Genomic DNA, 15,862 nt, shown 5'->3' with positions numbered 1-15,862 from the left:
CATATTGGATCAGCTGTGTTGCACAGAAAAGCCGTCATTTGCAGTTTTTTGCAGCACGCCGCAGGACGCCCGTTCAGACCTGAAAATGCAGGGCGTTGGTCAGATCGCCCATGGTTTTTTGGCCCCGGGCAATCATCGCCTCGTCACGTTGTTTGAGGCCGTCGAGGGTCTCCAGCTGGAAGACGCGGGTGATCAGCCGCAGGATCGACGCCGTGTCGTAGATCGTGTGATCCACCGTGCCCTTGCGCGCAAACGGCGACACCACCAACGCCGGCACGCGTGACCCCGGGCCCCAGCGGTCACCCTTGGGCGGTGCGACGTGATCCCACCAGCCGCCGTTCTCGTCGACCGTGACGATCACCACCATGTTTTTCCACTGGGGACTCTCGCGTAGCACTTTCAACGCGCGCACGATGTGCCGATCCCCGGAGGCCACGTCGGCATAACCGGCGTGCATGTTCAGATTGCCCTGGGGTTTGTAGAAGCTCACCGCCGGCAACGTGCCTGCCTCGGCATCGGCGAAAAATTTGTTGCTGCTCGATTCATCACCCAGGCCGGCATCGCGCAGGCGCTTGTTACGCTCTTCGGGATTCTCCGGGCCTTGCTGTTTGAAGTAGTTGAACGGCTGATGGTGGTACTGAAAATTGGGGATTTTCGGGATACCGGCGGAATCCTTGTACTGCTCCAGCGTTGCCTGCCACGCACCGGCATACCACGCCCAATCGATGTTCTTTTTCGACAACTTGTCGCCGATATGCTCGTGGGTCTGCGGCACCATGACGTTGGGCAGATCCGCTTTCGAATACGCCGGGCGTTCCGGATCACGAATCCAGGTGGGCCAGTAGGGCGGGGCGAGGGTGTTGACGCCGAAGCCGTCCGGGGTCAGCGCACTCGGGCCAAACTGCGGCGGGCCACTCATGGCGCTGGCCGGCGATTGCGCCAGCGGCTTGAGGCGCGGATCGGCCGGATCATCGCTTTGCAGCGCGGCGATCTGCGACTTGGCCACCGAATTGGCGGCGTCCGGATAGAACGGCGCGGTGGCGCTGATCAGGTACTGGTGGTTGAGGAACGAGCCACCGAAGGCGCCCTGGAAGAAGTTGTCACACAGCACGAATTCCTGAGCGACGTCCCATAGACGCAGAGAATAACGGCTCTGCGCGTAGTGACCCATGGTCAAACCACCGGAGTCGGCCCAAGCAACGAAGCCGTCGTTCTTGCCGCCATTGATCTGCATCTGGTTTTGATAGAACACATGCCACAAATCGCGGGTCACCAGGCCGAATGGCAAGTCTTCAGCGTTCGGGCCTTTGAGGGCGAAGGGCGCGTTGGGCAGGTTTTCCTGAAACTGCGTGGCGCTGGGGTAGGTCACGCCATCGAGGGTTTGCGGTCCGATCTGCAGGACGCCACCCCAGACGGGCGGCAGGGTTTGCAGCAGCGCGCCGTCGCGGTCACGTTGTTGATAGTCGGTGGGCTTGAGCGCTGACAGAGGCTTTTCGACACCGGGGAAATCGCCGAACAGGTTATTGAAGCTGCGGTTCTCGGCGTAGATCACCACCACGGTTTTCACCTGATCGCGCAGGGCCTTGTCCAGCTCGGCGGGCGTCAGCGGGCGCTCGGCCGGTTTGCCCGGTTGATCACTGGCGCTGCCACAGCCGGCCAGTGTGGCACCGACACCGAGCACCGCGACGCCGCCAAGGAAGCGGCGGCGGCTGGTGTCGGTAGGTTGATTGGATTCAGGTGCGTCAGTGCCGTCTGTTTCGTCTTTCATCTGTCAGCCCGTTTTTGCTTAATTGTTTCAGTATGTTTCGGGCGGACGCTAACAAGGGAGTATGACGGTTGGGTGACAGAACGACTTGTCGTTGCGTTTTTAACCGGGCATGAGTTGGGTGAGCGAACAGCCGAGTTTGCTGGCCGCAGTTATGGCGGTCATGACCACCAGAAACAGCAATTGCAGCGGACTGAAGTGCGCCCAGTGCAGCGCGGTCAACCAAGGGTGGCGGGTGCTCAGATCCGGGTCGAGCGAACCGATACGGCGTTTGTGCACCAGGCCGATCAGGAGCGTGCCGATATAAGTGAGCGCCCCCAGCGGCCCAAGCATCAGCGAAAACAGCAGCACCATCACCCCTTGCGGTACGCCGTGGCGTATCACCAGCCAGCGCGTGTCAGGGTTCCATTTGCGCGGAATCAGCCCCTCGGTGAGCCACAGATCCGGCACGATCACGTGGGCCGTGAGCACCACCCACCAACTCAATGCAAAGCGAAAAAACCATACCGGTACGCAGGCAAAGATCATCGGAATGAAGATGAGATTGGCGGCATCCCTTTTCTCAATGCCCAGATAGAACAGGCACAGCGCCAAGGCAATGGCCGCCCATACCCGCACCCAGGTCTCGGCGGCGATGGGCCGCGGAAAGAACCGCCGCCAGTAAAAAACGTCGGCATAGGGCAAACGTGCGAGCAGCTCCGGGAAGCGCCATTTGAGGTTTTCCGACAGGTCGTGGCAGGCCTGCCATTCGTTCTGACCAAAACCGTCGATGATCTTCTTTTGCTGCATGGGCTTGAGCGGATTGATCAACAGATGCGCGGCCTGAACGTCGGCCGCCCACGTCCGGTCGCTTTCAGCCTTGGCCCGCAGGTTGTCGTAGAAGCTTTCCTGATTGCAGCGTTCGATCAACGTTTCCCAGAGCCAGTCCGGCTGCGGGTGCAGGCCTTTGTTGTGATCCCAGCCGAACAATTGGCCGATGCGGTCGAACAGCGGCACGCTCCACTCGCTGTCATTGAGCAAGTGCAGCAGGGTTTGCTGCCATTGTTCGCGGCGATCGAATACCTGCAGCCACGGTTGGGCGCTGTAGCGTGTGAGCAAGTTGAGGAATTCGCGCTCGCTGTGGCTTTCGAGTAGCGCTTGCAGGGCGTTTTGATAATCGGCCATCAGGCTTTCGGCGAGCAGGTCGCGCTGGTGATCACTCATCGGCAATTCTTGCCAAGGGCCCAGCCATCCCAGTTGCTCGACGGCCCAGTACAGCACCGGGCCACGCAGTTGCTGCTGTTCAACACATAGTTGCAGCAACAGCCTTTCGAACACTTCGGCGCAGCCTTGCTGTTGCGCCTGCTCCCAACGCTCGCCGAGATTTTCTGGCGACAGCCCCTCAAGCAGTTGCCGTGCTGCCTGCGCTTCAAGCGCATACGCCTCTGTGTCCGGGGCCGCCGTCAGTGGCTCTACAGGCAAAACATCATCCTGCGCTGGCGGCGCAAAAGGCTCGGGGGCTGCCGGGTTGACGGGCGGAAAGTCGAGATCGGCAAAACCCCACGCGGTGTTTTGCGGCTGGCTATGTTTGTTTGCCAGCGCAGCATCGAGTGCCAGTGCGGCAAAGGCGCTGGAAGCCGTGGCCACGGCGACATCTTCTTCGTCCGCAGGCTCGGCGTTTTCAAGGCGCCACCGGGCAATCGCCAGCGCTTGTTCGTAGGCTTCGCGCAAGCGCTGGAAACCTTCGGCATCCTCATCGGGGCGGAAGGTTTTCAGCAGCCGCGCATAGGCGCGCTTGATGTCGCGGGCTTCAGCGTCATCGTGCAGGTGCAGCACCGACCAGCAATCCATGGCCAAGCTCCTTATTGCCACGGGGTGCGATCAAGTTCGCTCAGGCGTCGGCTCAAGTCGGTGCGCACTTCGCGGATCTGGCGCTCGTCCTGGGAATCGAGCGCGATCTGGAATTGCTTGGCCCAATCGCCCATCAGATCACGCAGATCGCCCAGGCTTTCCTGATAGAGGCGCTCCAGACGTGCACTGAGCAGCGTGTTGACCTGCTGCTCGCGCGGATGAATCTTCAACTGTGCCAGGTTCGCCAGGCGTTGCTGGATTTCCTCGGGTGACAGCACGCCCGGGTTGTTCTCGATGACCAGCGAATGCTGTTGCCCGGTCAGGGGGATTTTCACCTGAGCTTCGAGCAGACCGTTGTTGTCGTAGGTGAAACGCACGTCGAGGGCAACTTCGCCGGCCTTGCGTTTCGGCACCTTGATGTCCAGCTCGCCGAGTGCCACGTTGTCTTTGACCAGACGGCTTTCGCCCTGAAAGATCCGCACGACCACGTGTTCCTGGTTGTCGTGCAGCGTGTACACGGTTTTCACCCGACTGACCGGCACGATGCTGTTGCGCTCGATGATCGGCAGGTAGTGGCCGCTCTCGTAGTTGCGACCGACCTGAGTGGAGGTCTCGATCCCCAGCGTGTAAGAGCAGACATCGGTCAACACCACTTCTTCCAGCGCTGCGGCGCGGGCCTTGAGTGCCGCTTGAATGGCCGCACCCTGGGCCACGACCTGATCCGGGTCGAGGGTGATCGACGGGAAGCGGCCAAACAGCCCGGCCGCGAGTTTGCGTACCAGCGGCATGCGCGTGGTGCCGCCGACCAACAGAATCTCGTCGAGGTCGCTGACGCGGATGCGCGCATCGCGCAGCGCCCGCTCAATCGGCGCGCGCAGGCGCTCGAGCAGCGGCGTGTATAGCGTCGCCAACTGTTGCTGGGTGATGGTTTGCGTCCACTGCCGCTCACCGAGTTGCAAGCGGAATTCGGCGCTGTCGTCCTGCCCCAGCGCCTTGCGCACACGCTCGGCCTCGCGACGCAGGGGCTGGATGACGCTACTGCGCTCGGGGAAGTCTGCGGCCGAACGGTGCTGGCTGATGAAGTGCTCAAGCAGCACCGTGTCGAAGTCTTCGCCGCCGAGAAAGTTGTCACCGGCGCTGGCGCGGACTTCCATCACGCCTTCGAACAGCTCCAGAATCGACACGTCAAACGTGCCGCCACCGAGGTCGAAAACCAGGAACGAAGTTTCCTTGTCCCGTTGGTGCAGTCCATAGGCGAGGGCGGCAGCGGTCGGTTCGTTGATCAGTTTCTCGACTTTCAACCCGGCCAGTTCGCCGGCAATCCTTGTGGCCTTGCGCTGGGCGTCACTGAAGTAGGCCGGGACGCTGATCACGGCTTCGGTGACGGTTTCGCCAAAAGCCCGTTCGACGTCTTCTTTCAGACTTTTGAGTACCAGCGCGGACAGCTCTTCCGGGCGGAACGCCTTGTCAGCCAGGTACGTTTGCGTGGCGCTGCCCATGTGGCGCTTGAACAGCGAAGCCGTCAGACGCGGGTGCGTGTGCAGACGCTCGCGCGCCGCCTGGCCGACCAGAATCCGGCCTTGATCATCGAGGCCGACAACGCTCGGTGTCAGGAACTGACCCAGGGCATTGGGCACCAACTCGGTGGCATCGCCACGCCAGACGGCAACAAGGCTGTTGGTGGTTCCCAGGTCAATCCCTACGATCATTGCAACGAACTCCCTTTGCGCTTGGTAAAAAAATGAAACATTTATGGGCGCGCAGAATATTACCGAGGGCGGGATGCGGTAAAGCAGGATGATGGCTCTGAGCCATTATTTGCGACAGGCAGCCCGACACGCGGCTGTTTCAGGAGCAAAGTGTGGGGCGCGGCCATCATGACTGCGCCCCGCTTGGGTTAAGGCATCACTGGCGGCGTATACGCCAGCGTCGTCCCCAACGCCCACAGCAACAGCAGCACCAGCGGCGTGTGCACCAGCAGTTGCACAAAGGAGAATCCGATCAGGTCCCGGGCTTTCAGCCCGAGCACGCCCAGCAACGGCAGCATGTAGAACGGGTTGATCAGATTCGGCAACGCTTCCGCCGCGTTGTAGATCTGCACCGCCCAGCCGAGGTGATATTGCAGGTCATTGGCAACTTGCATCACATACGGCGCCTCGATGATCCACTTGCCGCCACCGGACGGTATGAAGAAGCCGAGAATCGCCGAGTACACGCCCATCAACAGCGCATAGGTGTCGTGGGAGGCAATGCTGACGAAAAACGTCGAGATGTGGTGCGCCAGGGTTTGCGCATCCGCGCCTTTGACCGTGGTCATCAGCGCGGCAATCGAGCCGTACAGCGGGAACTGGATCAACACGCCGGTGGTGGTCGGCACCGCACGGGCCACGGCATCGAGGAAACTGCGCGGACGCCAGTGCAGCAATGCGCCGAGCATGATGAACAGAAAGTTGTAGGTGTTCAGTCCGGAAATCGCCGTGATCGGCGGTTTGGTCGAAAACTCATGGAACAGCCAGCCCGCCGCCAACAGCACCAGCACGATGATCAGCAGCGGACTGTGCTCCAGCCATTCCCCCGGTCGCGTGCGCGGTTGCAGCGGTGGCAGGTTGAAGGCCGGGTCGATGCCGCAGGCCTTGGCATCGCGCGCCGAGTTCGGCCCGGGGGCGGTGGCGTAGGCGATGATGATCGAGATCACGATCAACGCCAGCAGCATCACACCGGACTGCCAGAGGAAAATCGTTTCGGTGAACGGAATCACCCCGGTGATCGACAGGATCGACGGCGGCAGGCTGCCGGGGTTGGCTTGCAACTGCGCGGCCGACGACGACAGGCCCAATGCCCATACCGCGCCAAGGCCCAGATACGCCGCAGCACCGGCGGCGCGGTAATCCATTTTCAGATCGGTGCGGCGGGCGAGGGCGCGCACCAGCAGACCGCCGAATACCAGCGACAGGCCCCAGTTGAGCAGGGATGCGACCATCGATATCAATGCGACCCAGGCCACAGCGGATCGGCCGTTTTTCGGAATACGTGCCAACCGGTCAATCAATTTCACGGCGGGCGGCGAGCTGGCGACGACGTAACCGCCGATCACCACGAAGGCCATCTGCATGGTGAACGGAATCAGGCTCCAGAACCCGTCACCGAACGCCATCGCCGCAGCGGTGGGTTTGGCGCCCATGGCCAGTGTGGCCAGGGCGACGATGATCACGGCCAGTGCGGCGAATACCCAGGAATCGGGAAACCAGCGTTCGGCAAAGCTTGAACAGCGCAGGGCAAAGCGTGCGGAGCGGCTATCTTCGATATCAACGGCCACAGGGAGTACCTCGGATTTTTTATGGTTATTGTGGTCCGCGGGAACGCTCGCCGATCTCGACAACACAGAGATCCCTGTGGGAGCGAGCCTGCTCGCGAAGAGGTCGGCACATTCAACATTGAAGTTGGCTGGGCTGGCGCTTTCGCGAGCAGGCTCGCTCCCACATGGGGTTTACGGCGGTTGGCCGGGGTTGGCGTGGTCCCGCTGGACAGGCATTAACAGTAATTCAACTGCCGATGCTTTGTGAGCAGCTTTTGCAAAACCGGGACTATGGTCTAACGGGTTGTCCATCCGCCCATTTGCGTAGACCATGGGCGCCTTGGTTTTTGCCTGATCCAGAGTTCTTTGCCATGACTGCCCAATCCACGGCCAAACCTGCGCCGTTCAGCCGTTCCGACTACAAGACCTTAGGCCTTGCGGCCCTTGGCGGGGCGCTGGAAATCTACGATTTCATCATTTTCGTATTCTTCGCCCTGACCCTCAGCCAGTTGTTCTTCCCACCGGAAATGCCCGAGTGGCTGCGTCTGCTGCAAAGCTTCGGGATTTTCGTCACCGGTTATCTGGCGCGGCCCTTGGGCGGTATTCTGATGGCGCATTTCGCCGACAAACTCGGACGCAAGAAAGTCTTCAGCCTGAGCATCCTGATGATGGCGCTGCCGTGCCTGCTGATTGGGATCATGCCGACCTACGCGCAGATCGGTTACTTTGCACCGCTGCTGTTGCTGGCGCTGCGCATCCTGCAAGGTGCGGCGGTGGGCGGTGAGGTACCGAGCGCCTGGGTGTTCGTCGCCGAGCACGCGCCGACCGGCCATCGCGGTTACGCCCTGGGCTTTTTGCAGGCCGGGCTGACTTTCGGTTACCTGATTGGCGCGTTGACTGCGACGTTTCTCGCGCAACTGTTCACCCCGGCGGAAATCCTCGATTACGCCTGGCGCTATCCGTTCCTGCTCGGTGGCGTTTTCGGCGTGATCGGCGTGTACCTGCGTCGCTGGTTGAGCGAAACCCCGGTGTTCATGGCGATGGAAGCGCAGCGTGAGGCGCGGGTCGAACTGCCGTTGCGCACGGTACTGCGTGAGCATCGGTTGGCGATGCTGCCGGCAATGTTGCTGACCTGCGTGCTGACTTCGGCGGTGGTGGTGTTCGTCGTCATCACCCCGACCATGATGCAGAAAACCTTCGGCATGACCGCCAGCCATACCTTCGCTCTCAGTGCCTTGGGTATCGTGTTTCTCAATATCGGCTGCGTGATCGCCGGGTTGCTGGTCGACCGTCTCGGCGCCTGGCGCACCGTCATGCTGTATAGCCTGCTGCTGCCACTGGGCATCGGCGTGCTGTATGGCTGCCTGATCATGGGCGGTAACTGGGTAGGCCTGGCTTACGCGGTAGCCGGTCTGGCTTGCGGTGTTGTCGGCGCGGTGCCGTCGGTGATGGTCGGGTTGTTCCCGGCACGTATTCGCGTGTCAGGCATTTCCTTTACCTACAACATTGCCTACGCCATTTGGGCCAGTATCACACCGCTGTTGCTGATCGGTCTGATGCCGTGGAGCCCGTGGATCTGTGTGATGTTCTGCGCGGTGATGGGCGTGGTGGGCCTTCTGACGGCGGCGTATTTCGGTGCGCGGATGCCGCGTTCGGGACAGTGTCAGGTGGCCGGAACTGCGTGACTTTACCGTTCAGAACTATTTTTGACTGACGAGTCGCCAGCGCTCTTCAGAAAAGATTTTCAAGGCCGATGGTTAGGCTGCATCCCGCTTTCTATCCTGCCCATCGGTACTTCCCCATGTTCAACAAACGCCTGAAGCAAGAGCTGGCCGCTCTTCGTGAAGAACTCTCCAGCCTCGTGCAGGTGAAGGAAAGCCTGGAAAGCGAGATGCTGGTATTGAACCTTGAGCCTGACGGGCGCATTCAATCGGTCAATCAGAACTTCCTGGGCGAGATGCGCTACAAGAGTCAGGACCTGATCGGTCGGGCGATTGAAGACATCGTCCCGGCGCATGTGAAGACTGATGAATTCCACCAGCGCTTCAAAAACGCCATGACCCGTGGCGAGCATTTCGCCGGTGCCGTACGCCTGTTGCGTGGCAATGGTGAAGAAGCGTGGCTGCGTTCGATCGTGCAACCGGTGCGTTCTTCGGATGGGCGGATCAAGCACATTTCGCTGTTCGCCAGCGACCTGACCCGCACCATTGAAGCTTCCCGTGAGCATGAAAACCTGATCGGAGCACTGGTGCGTTCGACTGCGGTGATCGAGTTTGACCTCAACGGCAATGTGCTCAACGCCAACGATCGCTTCCTCAGCGGCATGGGTTACAGCCTGGCGCAGATCAAGGGCAAACATCACCGCTTGTTCTGCACTCCGGAGGAATACAACAGCGCCGAGTACCAGAACTTCTGGCGACGTTTGAACAACGGCGAGTTCGTCGCTGACCGCTTCAAGCGTGTCGACAGCCATGGTCGTACGGTGTGGCTGGAGGCGTCGTACAACCCTGTGGTCGATGCCAACGACAAACTCTACAAAGTGGTGAAGTTCGCCACGGTAATCACCGATCAGGTCAACCGCGAACAAGCAGTGGCCGACGCGGCGAGCATTGCCTACAGCACTTCGCAGCAAACCGACAGCACCGCGCAACGTGGCACCACCGTGGTCACCGAAGCGGTGAATGTGATGCGTGAACTGTCGCGGCACATGCAGGCTGCCGGTGAGGGCATCGAGGCATTGAACGAGCAGTCGCAGGTGATCGGCACCATCGTCAAAACCATCAGCGGCATTGCCGAACAGACCAACCTGCTGGCGCTCAATGCTGCCATTGAGGCGGCGCGCGCCGGTGAGCAGGGCCGTGGTTTTGCGGTGGTGGCCGACGAGGTGCGACAACTGGCCTCGCGCACCAGCCAGGCGACCGAAGAGATCGTCACCGTGGTGCGGCAGAACCAGGAAATGGCGCGCAACGCCGTGGCCCTGATGACCGACGGCAAGCTTCAGGCTGAACAAGGCCTGGCGCTGGCGGCAGAGGCGGGCACGGTGATTGTCGAGATTCAGGATGGTGCGCAGAAAGTCGTCAACGCAGTGGGCCAGTTCGCCAATCAACTCTCCCACTAATCTCCACTGATCCATTGTGGGAGCGAGCCTGCTCGCGAAGGCGTCAGTTCACTCAGCAGTGCTGTTGACTGACACACCGCTTTCGCGAGCAGGCTCGCTCCCACCGAATCTGTGTTTCTTCAGTGGCAGCGCTACAATCGGCTCCTTTTCCCCCGGAGCAGATCCCATGAGCGATTCCCACCGCCGCCCGGTGCCCCTGAACAAAGCCTACCGTTTGCTCAACCACGGGCCGACCGTTCTGGTCAGCGCCGCCTACGACGGCCAGCGCAATATCATGGCCGCCGCTTGGGCCATGCCGCTGGATTTCGAGCCGCCGAAAGTCGCCGTCGTCCTCGATAAATCCACCTGGACCCGCCAGTTGCTCGAAGCGTCCGGCACTTTCGTGCTCAACGTCCCGTGCGTCAATCAGGCTGACATCGTGCAAACCGTCGGCAATACGTCGGGTCTGGAAATCAGCCAGACCCTAGGGCAAGACAAGTTTCAGGCTTACGGCCTGCAAACCTTCGCCGGCGAACAAGTCGAAGCCCCGTTGCTCGACGGCTGCGTCGCCTGGTTGGAATGCCGTTTGCTCCCGGAGCCGCGCAACCACGAACAGTACGACCTGTTCCTCGCCGAAGTCATCGCCGCCCATGCCGATGAACGCGTGTTCAGCGACGGACGCTGGCATTTCGAAGGACACGATGGTTTGCGCACCTTGCACCACGTGGCGGGCGGGCATTTCCTGAAGATTGGTGATGCGGTGGATGGCAAGACGTTAGCGGTGTGAATGACGGCTGATGGCAAAATATTGCCGGATGTTGCAAGGTAGAAGGCATCGTCGAACCCAATCAGGCGCATACCCCCATGGATTTTTCCCTTTCGAGTTATCTGGCGCCGTTGCTGTCGTTGGCCCTGTTGTGGACCGTGGCGGTGGTCACCCCCGGCCCGAACTTCTTCAACATCGCGCAACTGGCGGTTAGCCGTTCCCGCCGCCACGGTGTCGTCGCGGCGCTCGGCGTGGCCAGCGGAACCGTGTTGTGGGGGCTGGCGGGTGGCCTGGGCATTCAGTCGCTGTTCAGCGCCGCACCAGCGCTGTACTTGAGCTTCAAGATTGCCGGCGGCTGCTACCTGATCTACCTCGGGCTCAAGCAGTTCAAGCGCAAGGCGCCGATCGTCGCGGGTACGCTGGATGGTTCGGAGCAGACGTTGCTCGGTGCTTATGGCCGCGGCTTTCTGGGCAACATGACCAATCCCAAGTCGGCACTGTTTGTCGCGACCATTTTCGCCACCGCCATGCCGGCTCACATCCCGCCACTGTTACTGGCGCTGGCGGTGCTGACCATGGCGACGTTGTCGTTCAGCTGGTATTGCTGCGTGGCGCTGTTCTTTGCCAGTCGGCGGATTGCCGGTGTATATGAGCGTTCGCGGCAATGGCTGGATCGCTTGGCCGGTGGTTGTTATTTGCTGTTTGGAACGCATCTGGTGGCGAATCGTTGAGCCATAGATCTGGGATGTGAAAGCTGTTTGGCCTGGTAGGCTTCGAAGGAAAACCAAGTTTATTCAGGGCAACGCCAGCAATTAAGAATCCGATGCCTTCACGGCATCGGATTTTTTATGCATTGCGAAAACTACGTGACCGGCTGAACGTTATCCAGCGCCTGATTCACCGCCAGCTCACTCAGCATGACGATTTGCGCGATGCCTAGCGCGGTCTTGCGGTGCGAGGTATCGAGCATGGCGGCGAAGTTGTTGAGCATCTCGGTGACCGAACCCAGGGTTTCGCTGGCATTTGCCAGCAGGGATTCGGTGTCGTACACCGGGTTGGCGAGGTACATGGGTTCAGCCACGCGGGCGGACGCCATGATGTGAGCGGCCGGCTTGAGGTAATGATCAAGGGCGCGGTCGGCGGCTTCGTGGAGCTTTTTGCTGTCGATGGAGGCGTAAGGAGAGGTTGGGTCGGTGTCTGTTTCGGGGGGGTTGGGTGTTGGTTTTTTCATGATGATTACCCTGTGTGACGGTTGTAGCTGGTCCATTCGATTTCCAGGCGAATGGGTGGCAGCTGTACGCAGGCTGGAAATCCGGGACAGAGTAACCCGGCAGACCCGAAGGTCTCCCGCGCACAGCCGCCATAACAGAGTGCACACCACAAGGGCGCGCAAGGATACGTTATGAATGGCGCTGGTGCGCACAACTGTCGTCGGATTTCCAGGCCCGGTCACTGAATTGGCAGCGACGTGCACAGCCTAGAGAGCGGACGTCCGACGGACAACCTGAAAACCTTGTGGGACGGTTCTGTATTTTCACGGCATTTTTAAACATTGAAACCTTGGTCGCCGAACAAACTACGCCCCTTACTTACTCGTTGTTCGCCCAATAAAAAGGCCTACCTCCCGGTAGGCCTTTTTATTCACTTCGTAGCCTCAATCCCCCAACGCTTCCCCTTCACGCCGTGGATCCGCGCCACCCTCCAACGACGCCTTCCCCTGCGCATCCTTGACCCGCACGATGGCCTGGGTGCCGCTGGTCATGTCGATTTCATTCACCGCATGCCCTTTGTCTTTCAGTACCTGAATCAGCGCCGGGCTGAACTGGCCTTGTTCCAGTTCGGTCGGGCCGTTGCGGCTGCCGAAGTTGGGCAGGCTGATGGCGCTTTGCGGGTCGAGGTTCCAGTCGAGCAGGCCGACGGTGGTTTTTGCCACGTATTCGATGATTTGCGAACCGCCGGGTGAGCCGACCGTGGCGACGAATTCGCCGCTGTTACGATCGAAGATCAGCGTTGGCGCCATCGACGAGCGCGGGCGTTTTAAGGGCTCAACGCGGTTGGCGACTTTTTGTCCGTTTTCTTCGGGGATGAACGAGAAGTCGGTCATCTGGTTGTTCAGCAAGAAGCCCTGAACCATCAAGTGCGAGCCGAACGCGGCCTCGATGGTGGTGGTCATCGACACGGCGCCGCCGAGGTCATCCACCGCGACCACTTGCGAGGTGGAGATGCGCAGCGGCGAGCGGTCCGGGGCGTAGGCCACTTGTACGCCCGGCGGTGTGCCCGGTTTGGCGCTGCCCATGCTGCGCTCGCCGATCAGGCTGGCGCGGCTGGCCAGATAGCCCGGATCGACCAGGCCTTTGACCGGCACTGGCACGAAGTCGGTGTCGGCGACGTATTGCGCGCGGTCGGCGTAGGCCAGACGTTCGGCTTCGGCGATCAGATGCACGGCTTGCGGTGCCGGTTCGATACCGGCGGGTTTGTCGGTCCTCACCGGTTTGAGCGGCGTCAGTGACAAGCGTGGATCGCGGGTTTCCAGCGCCTGCAATGTGCCGAGAATCTGCGCCACGGCGATCCCGCCCGACGACGGTGGCGGCATGCCGCAGACCTGCCAGCGCTTGTAATCGGTGCACAGCGGCGCACGTTCCTTGGCCTGATAGCGCTGCAGATCACTGAGCGACAGGCTGCCGGGGTTGGCGTGGCCCTGCACCTTGGCGACGATTTCTTCAGCAATCGGGCCTTTATACAACGCGTCCGCACCTTCGTTGGCGATGCGTTTTAGCACTGCGGCCAGCGCCGGGTTTTGCAGGCGCGTGCCGACGGCTTTGACGCTGCCATCAGCATTGAGGAAGTACTTGGCCATGTCCGGCGACTGGTGGATGACCGGATCTGATTCCAGCAGCGAGTGCAAACGCGCAGAGATCGCAAAGCCTTGCTCGGACAGTTTGATCGCCGGTTCAAACAGCTTCGCCCATGGCAGGCGACCGTGTTGTTTATGTGCCATCTCCAGTGCGCGCAACACGCCCGGCGTACCGACCGAACGACCGCCGATCTGCGCCTGCGGGAACGACATCGGTTGGCCATCGGCGCGCAAGAACAGCTTTTCGGTGGCACCGGCCGGTGCGGTTTCGCGACCGTCGTAGGTGCGCACCTGTTTACCGTCCCACAACACGATCATCGCACCGCCGCCGATCCCGGACGACTGCGGCTCCACCAGGGTCAACACCGCTTGCATCGCAATCGCCGCATCAATCGCCGAACCGCCCTGACGCAGCATCTCGCGCCCGGCTTCAGCGGCCAGTGGATTGGCAGCGGCGGCCATGTGCTTGCTGGCGTGACGGGTTTGCAGATCAGTGCGGTAACCGGAAGCGGCTTCCGGTGCCAGCGGCAAGGTCGAGGAGGGCGGGGCGTTGCAGGCGGTGAGGGTCAGGGCGCTAATGATCAGCGTCAGGGCAGGCAGGCGAAAGCGGCTCAAGGGCAAGGCTGAAAACACGCGGGCTCTCCGTCCGTGGATTAAAAGTCTCAGGGACTTTATCGACCGCCCGGTCGCGACGCAAACCGATGGGCATTTTTGTCTTTCTTTTCAGGGCGGATGTTCGCTAGGGTCAACCGCAAATCCGTTGAGCTGCACTGAGCACCTGTGGGAGCGAGCTTGCTCGCGAATGCGCAGTGTCAGTCGGCAGAAATGTTGAATGTACAACCGCTTTCGCGAGCAGGCTCGCTCCCACAATTACAAGATCAACAAGAGACCGATATGCACAGCGAGTTCCCCACCGAATCCAGCTACCGCGACCAACGCGAACGGTTCATCGCCGCCGCCAATGCCGCCGGCGCCACGCTCACCTCTTACGCACATCCACGCTGCGGGCCATTCGGCGAACCACTGAGCACCGACGTCGCCGTGCTCGGCGATCCGCAGGCCAAGCGTCGGCTGGTGGCGCTCAGCGGTACGCACGGCGTCGAGGGCTATTACGGCTCCGACAGTCAGATCGCATGGCTGAAAACCTTCGAACCCGGCTCACTGCCCAAGGATGTCGCGGTGGTGATGGTGCACCTGATCAACCCATGGGGCACGGCGTGGTTGCGCCGGGTCAACGAAGACAATATCGACCTCAACCGCAATCACCTCGATTTCACCGGGCCGCTACCGGATAACCGCGCGTACGCCGCACTGCATGAAGTCTACGCATGCGCCGATTTGCACGGCCCCGAGCGCCAACGCGCCGATGCCATACTCGATGCGCAAATCAACGAACACGGCTGGGCGGCAGTGATGTCGATTGTCGAGGGCGGTCAGCACAGCCATCCCGACGGACTGTTCTACGGCGGTCGTGCGCCGAGTTGGTCGAATCGCACGTTGCATCAGATCATCGACGCGCATCTGGCTGGCGCTGAAACCGTGATGTGTTTTGACCTGCACACCGGCGCTGGCGAATACGGCCATCCGATGTTGCTAACCATCACCCAGGCGCCTTACCCGGCACTTGCGCAGGCCCAAGCAATTTATGGCCCATGGCTTTACACCCTGCACACCGGCGCCGACACCTTGAGCGAAACCGGAGTGGCAGCGACCGCCACCGGCTACACCTCGCAGGCGTTGCTCAATGCTTTACCGGACGTGCAGTTGATGCCGTTCGTGATCGAGTGCGGGACGTATCCGGGGCCGGATGTGCATCGGCATTTGCGTGATGACCATTGGCTGCATCTGCATGGTGATCCGCTGGACGCGACGGGGCGGGGGATCAAAGTGAATCTGCTCGAGCAGTTCTATCCCGCTGATCCGGATTGGCGGGCGATGGTCGGGTTGCGCACTCGGCAGATCTGGGCGAAAGGGTTGTCGGCGCTGACAGGCTGAAAACCAGATGAGGGGAGAAATCCCCCATCACGAAATCGCACTTTTCTCGAGGCATAAAAAAACGGCCTACCTTTCGGTAAGCCGTTTTTAGTACTTGGTGGCTACACAGGGACTTGAACCCCGGACCCCAGCATTATGAATGCTATGCTCTAACCAACTGAGCTATGTAGCCAAGTGGCGCGCATTATTCCCCTGAAATGGAAAAGCGTCAAGCGTAAATTTAAAATATTTCTTCTTATTTTCAACCGCTTATCCTCCAG

Annotated in this window: 11 protein-coding genes, 1 tRNA gene and 1 pseudogene; 6 read left to right on the top strand and 7 right to left on the bottom strand. The window is 60.7% G+C overall.

Annotation, left to right across the window (positions count from 1 at the left end):
• Positions 1 to 73: 73 nt before the first annotated feature.
• The 4 genes from acpA to ACRRSD_RS10580 all read right to left on the bottom strand — a co-directional run bounded on the left by acpA (position 74) and on the right by ACRRSD_RS10580 (position 6,911).
• A complete protein-coding gene (gene acpA, locus ACRRSD_RS10595; RefSeq protein WP_435038026.1) occupies positions 74 to 1,768 on the bottom strand; it encodes an acid phosphatase in 1,695 nt (564 codons plus the stop codon).
• A 99-nt stretch (positions 1,769 to 1,867) separates the two neighbouring features.
• Complete coding sequence (locus ACRRSD_RS10590; protein WP_435038025.1) at positions 1,868 to 3,595, bottom strand: J domain-containing protein; 1,728 nt, start codon at positions 3,593 to 3,595, stop codon at positions 1,868 to 1,870.
• Positions 3,596 to 3,606: 11 nt separating this feature from the next.
• Positions 3,607 to 5,304 (bottom strand): molecular chaperone HscC, encoded by a 1,698-nt coding sequence (locus ACRRSD_RS10585; RefSeq protein ID WP_435038024.1) that lies wholly within the window; start codon positions 5,302 to 5,304, stop codon positions 3,607 to 3,609.
• Positions 5,305 to 5,492: 188 nt separating this feature from the next.
• Positions 5,493 to 6,911 carry a short-chain fatty acid transporter gene (locus ACRRSD_RS10580; RefSeq protein ID WP_435038023.1) on the bottom strand — a complete coding sequence of 473 codons (1,419 nt, stop codon included), beginning with the start codon at positions 6,909 to 6,911 and terminating at the stop codon, positions 5,493 to 5,495.
• A gap of 350 nt (positions 6,912 to 7,261) precedes the next feature.
• On the opposite strand from ACRRSD_RS10580, the gene ACRRSD_RS10575 reads away from it, so the two are divergent.
• From ACRRSD_RS10575 to ACRRSD_RS10555, 5 genes and pseudogenes are all read left to right on the top strand, one after another.
• The gene (locus ACRRSD_RS10575) at positions 7,262 to 8,575 is read left to right on the top strand and encodes an MFS transporter (protein ID WP_435038022.1); all 1,314 of its coding nucleotides are present in this window, start codon (positions 7,262 to 7,264) and stop codon (positions 8,573 to 8,575) included.
• Between the two features lie 68 nt (positions 8,576 to 8,643).
• Positions 8,644 to 9,468: pseudogene (locus tag ACRRSD_RS10570) on the top strand (PAS domain-containing protein); the annotation flags it as partial.
• Positions 9,469 to 9,480: 12 nt separating this feature from the next.
• The gene (locus ACRRSD_RS10565; RefSeq protein WP_435038497.1) at positions 9,481 to 10,008 is read left to right on the top strand and encodes a methyl-accepting chemotaxis protein; all 528 of its coding nucleotides are present in this window, start codon (positions 9,481 to 9,483) and stop codon (positions 10,006 to 10,008) included.
• Positions 10,009 to 10,174: 166 nt separating this feature from the next.
• Positions 10,175 to 10,774 carry a flavin reductase family protein gene (locus tag ACRRSD_RS10560; protein ID WP_435038021.1) on the top strand — a complete coding sequence of 200 codons (600 nt, stop codon included), beginning with the start codon at positions 10,175 to 10,177 and terminating at the stop codon, positions 10,772 to 10,774.
• Between the two features lie 77 nt (positions 10,775 to 10,851).
• Positions 10,852 to 11,484 (top strand): LysE family translocator, encoded by a 633-nt coding sequence (locus ACRRSD_RS10555; RefSeq protein ID WP_435038020.1) that lies wholly within the window; start codon positions 10,852 to 10,854, stop codon positions 11,482 to 11,484.
• Positions 11,485 to 11,615: 131 nt separating this feature from the next.
• Here ACRRSD_RS10555 and ACRRSD_RS10550 read toward each other — a convergent pair whose 3' ends face one another.
• A complete protein-coding gene (locus tag ACRRSD_RS10550) occupies positions 11,616 to 11,984 on the bottom strand; it encodes a DUF6124 family protein (RefSeq protein ID WP_435038019.1) in 369 nt (122 codons plus the stop codon).
• Between the two features lie 423 nt (positions 11,985 to 12,407).
• Positions 12,408 to 14,240: a gamma-glutamyltransferase gene (ggt, locus tag ACRRSD_RS10545; protein WP_435038018.1), complete on the bottom strand. Its 1,833-nt coding sequence runs from the start codon at positions 14,238 to 14,240 to the stop codon at positions 12,408 to 12,410.
• Positions 14,241 to 14,501: 261 nt separating this feature from the next.
• On the opposite strand from ggt, the gene ACRRSD_RS10540 reads away from it, so the two are divergent.
• Complete coding sequence (locus ACRRSD_RS10540; protein WP_435038017.1) at positions 14,502 to 15,602, top strand: DUF2817 domain-containing protein; 1,101 nt, start codon at positions 14,502 to 14,504, stop codon at positions 15,600 to 15,602.
• A 95-nt stretch (positions 15,603 to 15,697) separates the two neighbouring features.
• On the opposite strand, the gene ACRRSD_RS10535 is transcribed toward ACRRSD_RS10540, so the two are convergent.
• Positions 15,698 to 15,774: transfer RNA gene (locus tag ACRRSD_RS10535), tRNA-Met, on the bottom strand.
• Positions 15,775 to 15,862: the final 88 nt, after the last annotated feature.

The sequence above is a fragment of the Pseudomonas neuropathica genome (genome assembly GCF_051174785.1).
GTDB classification, from domain to species: Bacteria; Pseudomonadota; Gammaproteobacteria; order Pseudomonadales; family Pseudomonadaceae; genus Aquipseudomonas; species Aquipseudomonas neuropathica_A.
The sequence above is the reverse complement of the archived record's forward strand: the minus strand, read 5'-3'. Positions and strand labels throughout refer to the sequence as shown.

Coding starts and splice junctions, on each gene's coding strand:
- ACRRSD_RS10590 (WP_435038025.1), bottom strand. CDS start 3,595: ATGGATTGCTGGTCGGTGCTGCACCTGCACGATGACGCTGAAGCCCGC.
- ACRRSD_RS10540 (WP_435038017.1), top strand. CDS start 14,502: ATGCACAGCGAGTTCCCCACCGAATCCAGCTACCGCGACCAACGCGAA.
- ACRRSD_RS10550 (WP_435038019.1), bottom strand. CDS start 11,984: ATGAAAAAACCAACACCCAACCCCCCCGAAACAGACACCGACCCAACC.
- ACRRSD_RS10575 (WP_435038022.1), top strand. CDS start 7,262: ATGACTGCCCAATCCACGGCCAAACCTGCGCCGTTCAGCCGTTCCGAC.
- acpA (WP_435038026.1), bottom strand. CDS start 1,768: ATGAAAGACGAAACAGACGGCACTGACGCACCTGAATCCAATCAACCT.
- ACRRSD_RS10585 (WP_435038024.1), bottom strand. CDS start 5,304: ATGATCGTAGGGATTGACCTGGGAACCACCAACAGCCTTGTTGCCGTC.
- ACRRSD_RS10560 (WP_435038021.1), top strand. CDS start 10,175: ATGAGCGATTCCCACCGCCGCCCGGTGCCCCTGAACAAAGCCTACCGT.
- ACRRSD_RS10555 (WP_435038020.1), top strand. CDS start 10,852: ATGGATTTTTCCCTTTCGAGTTATCTGGCGCCGTTGCTGTCGTTGGCC.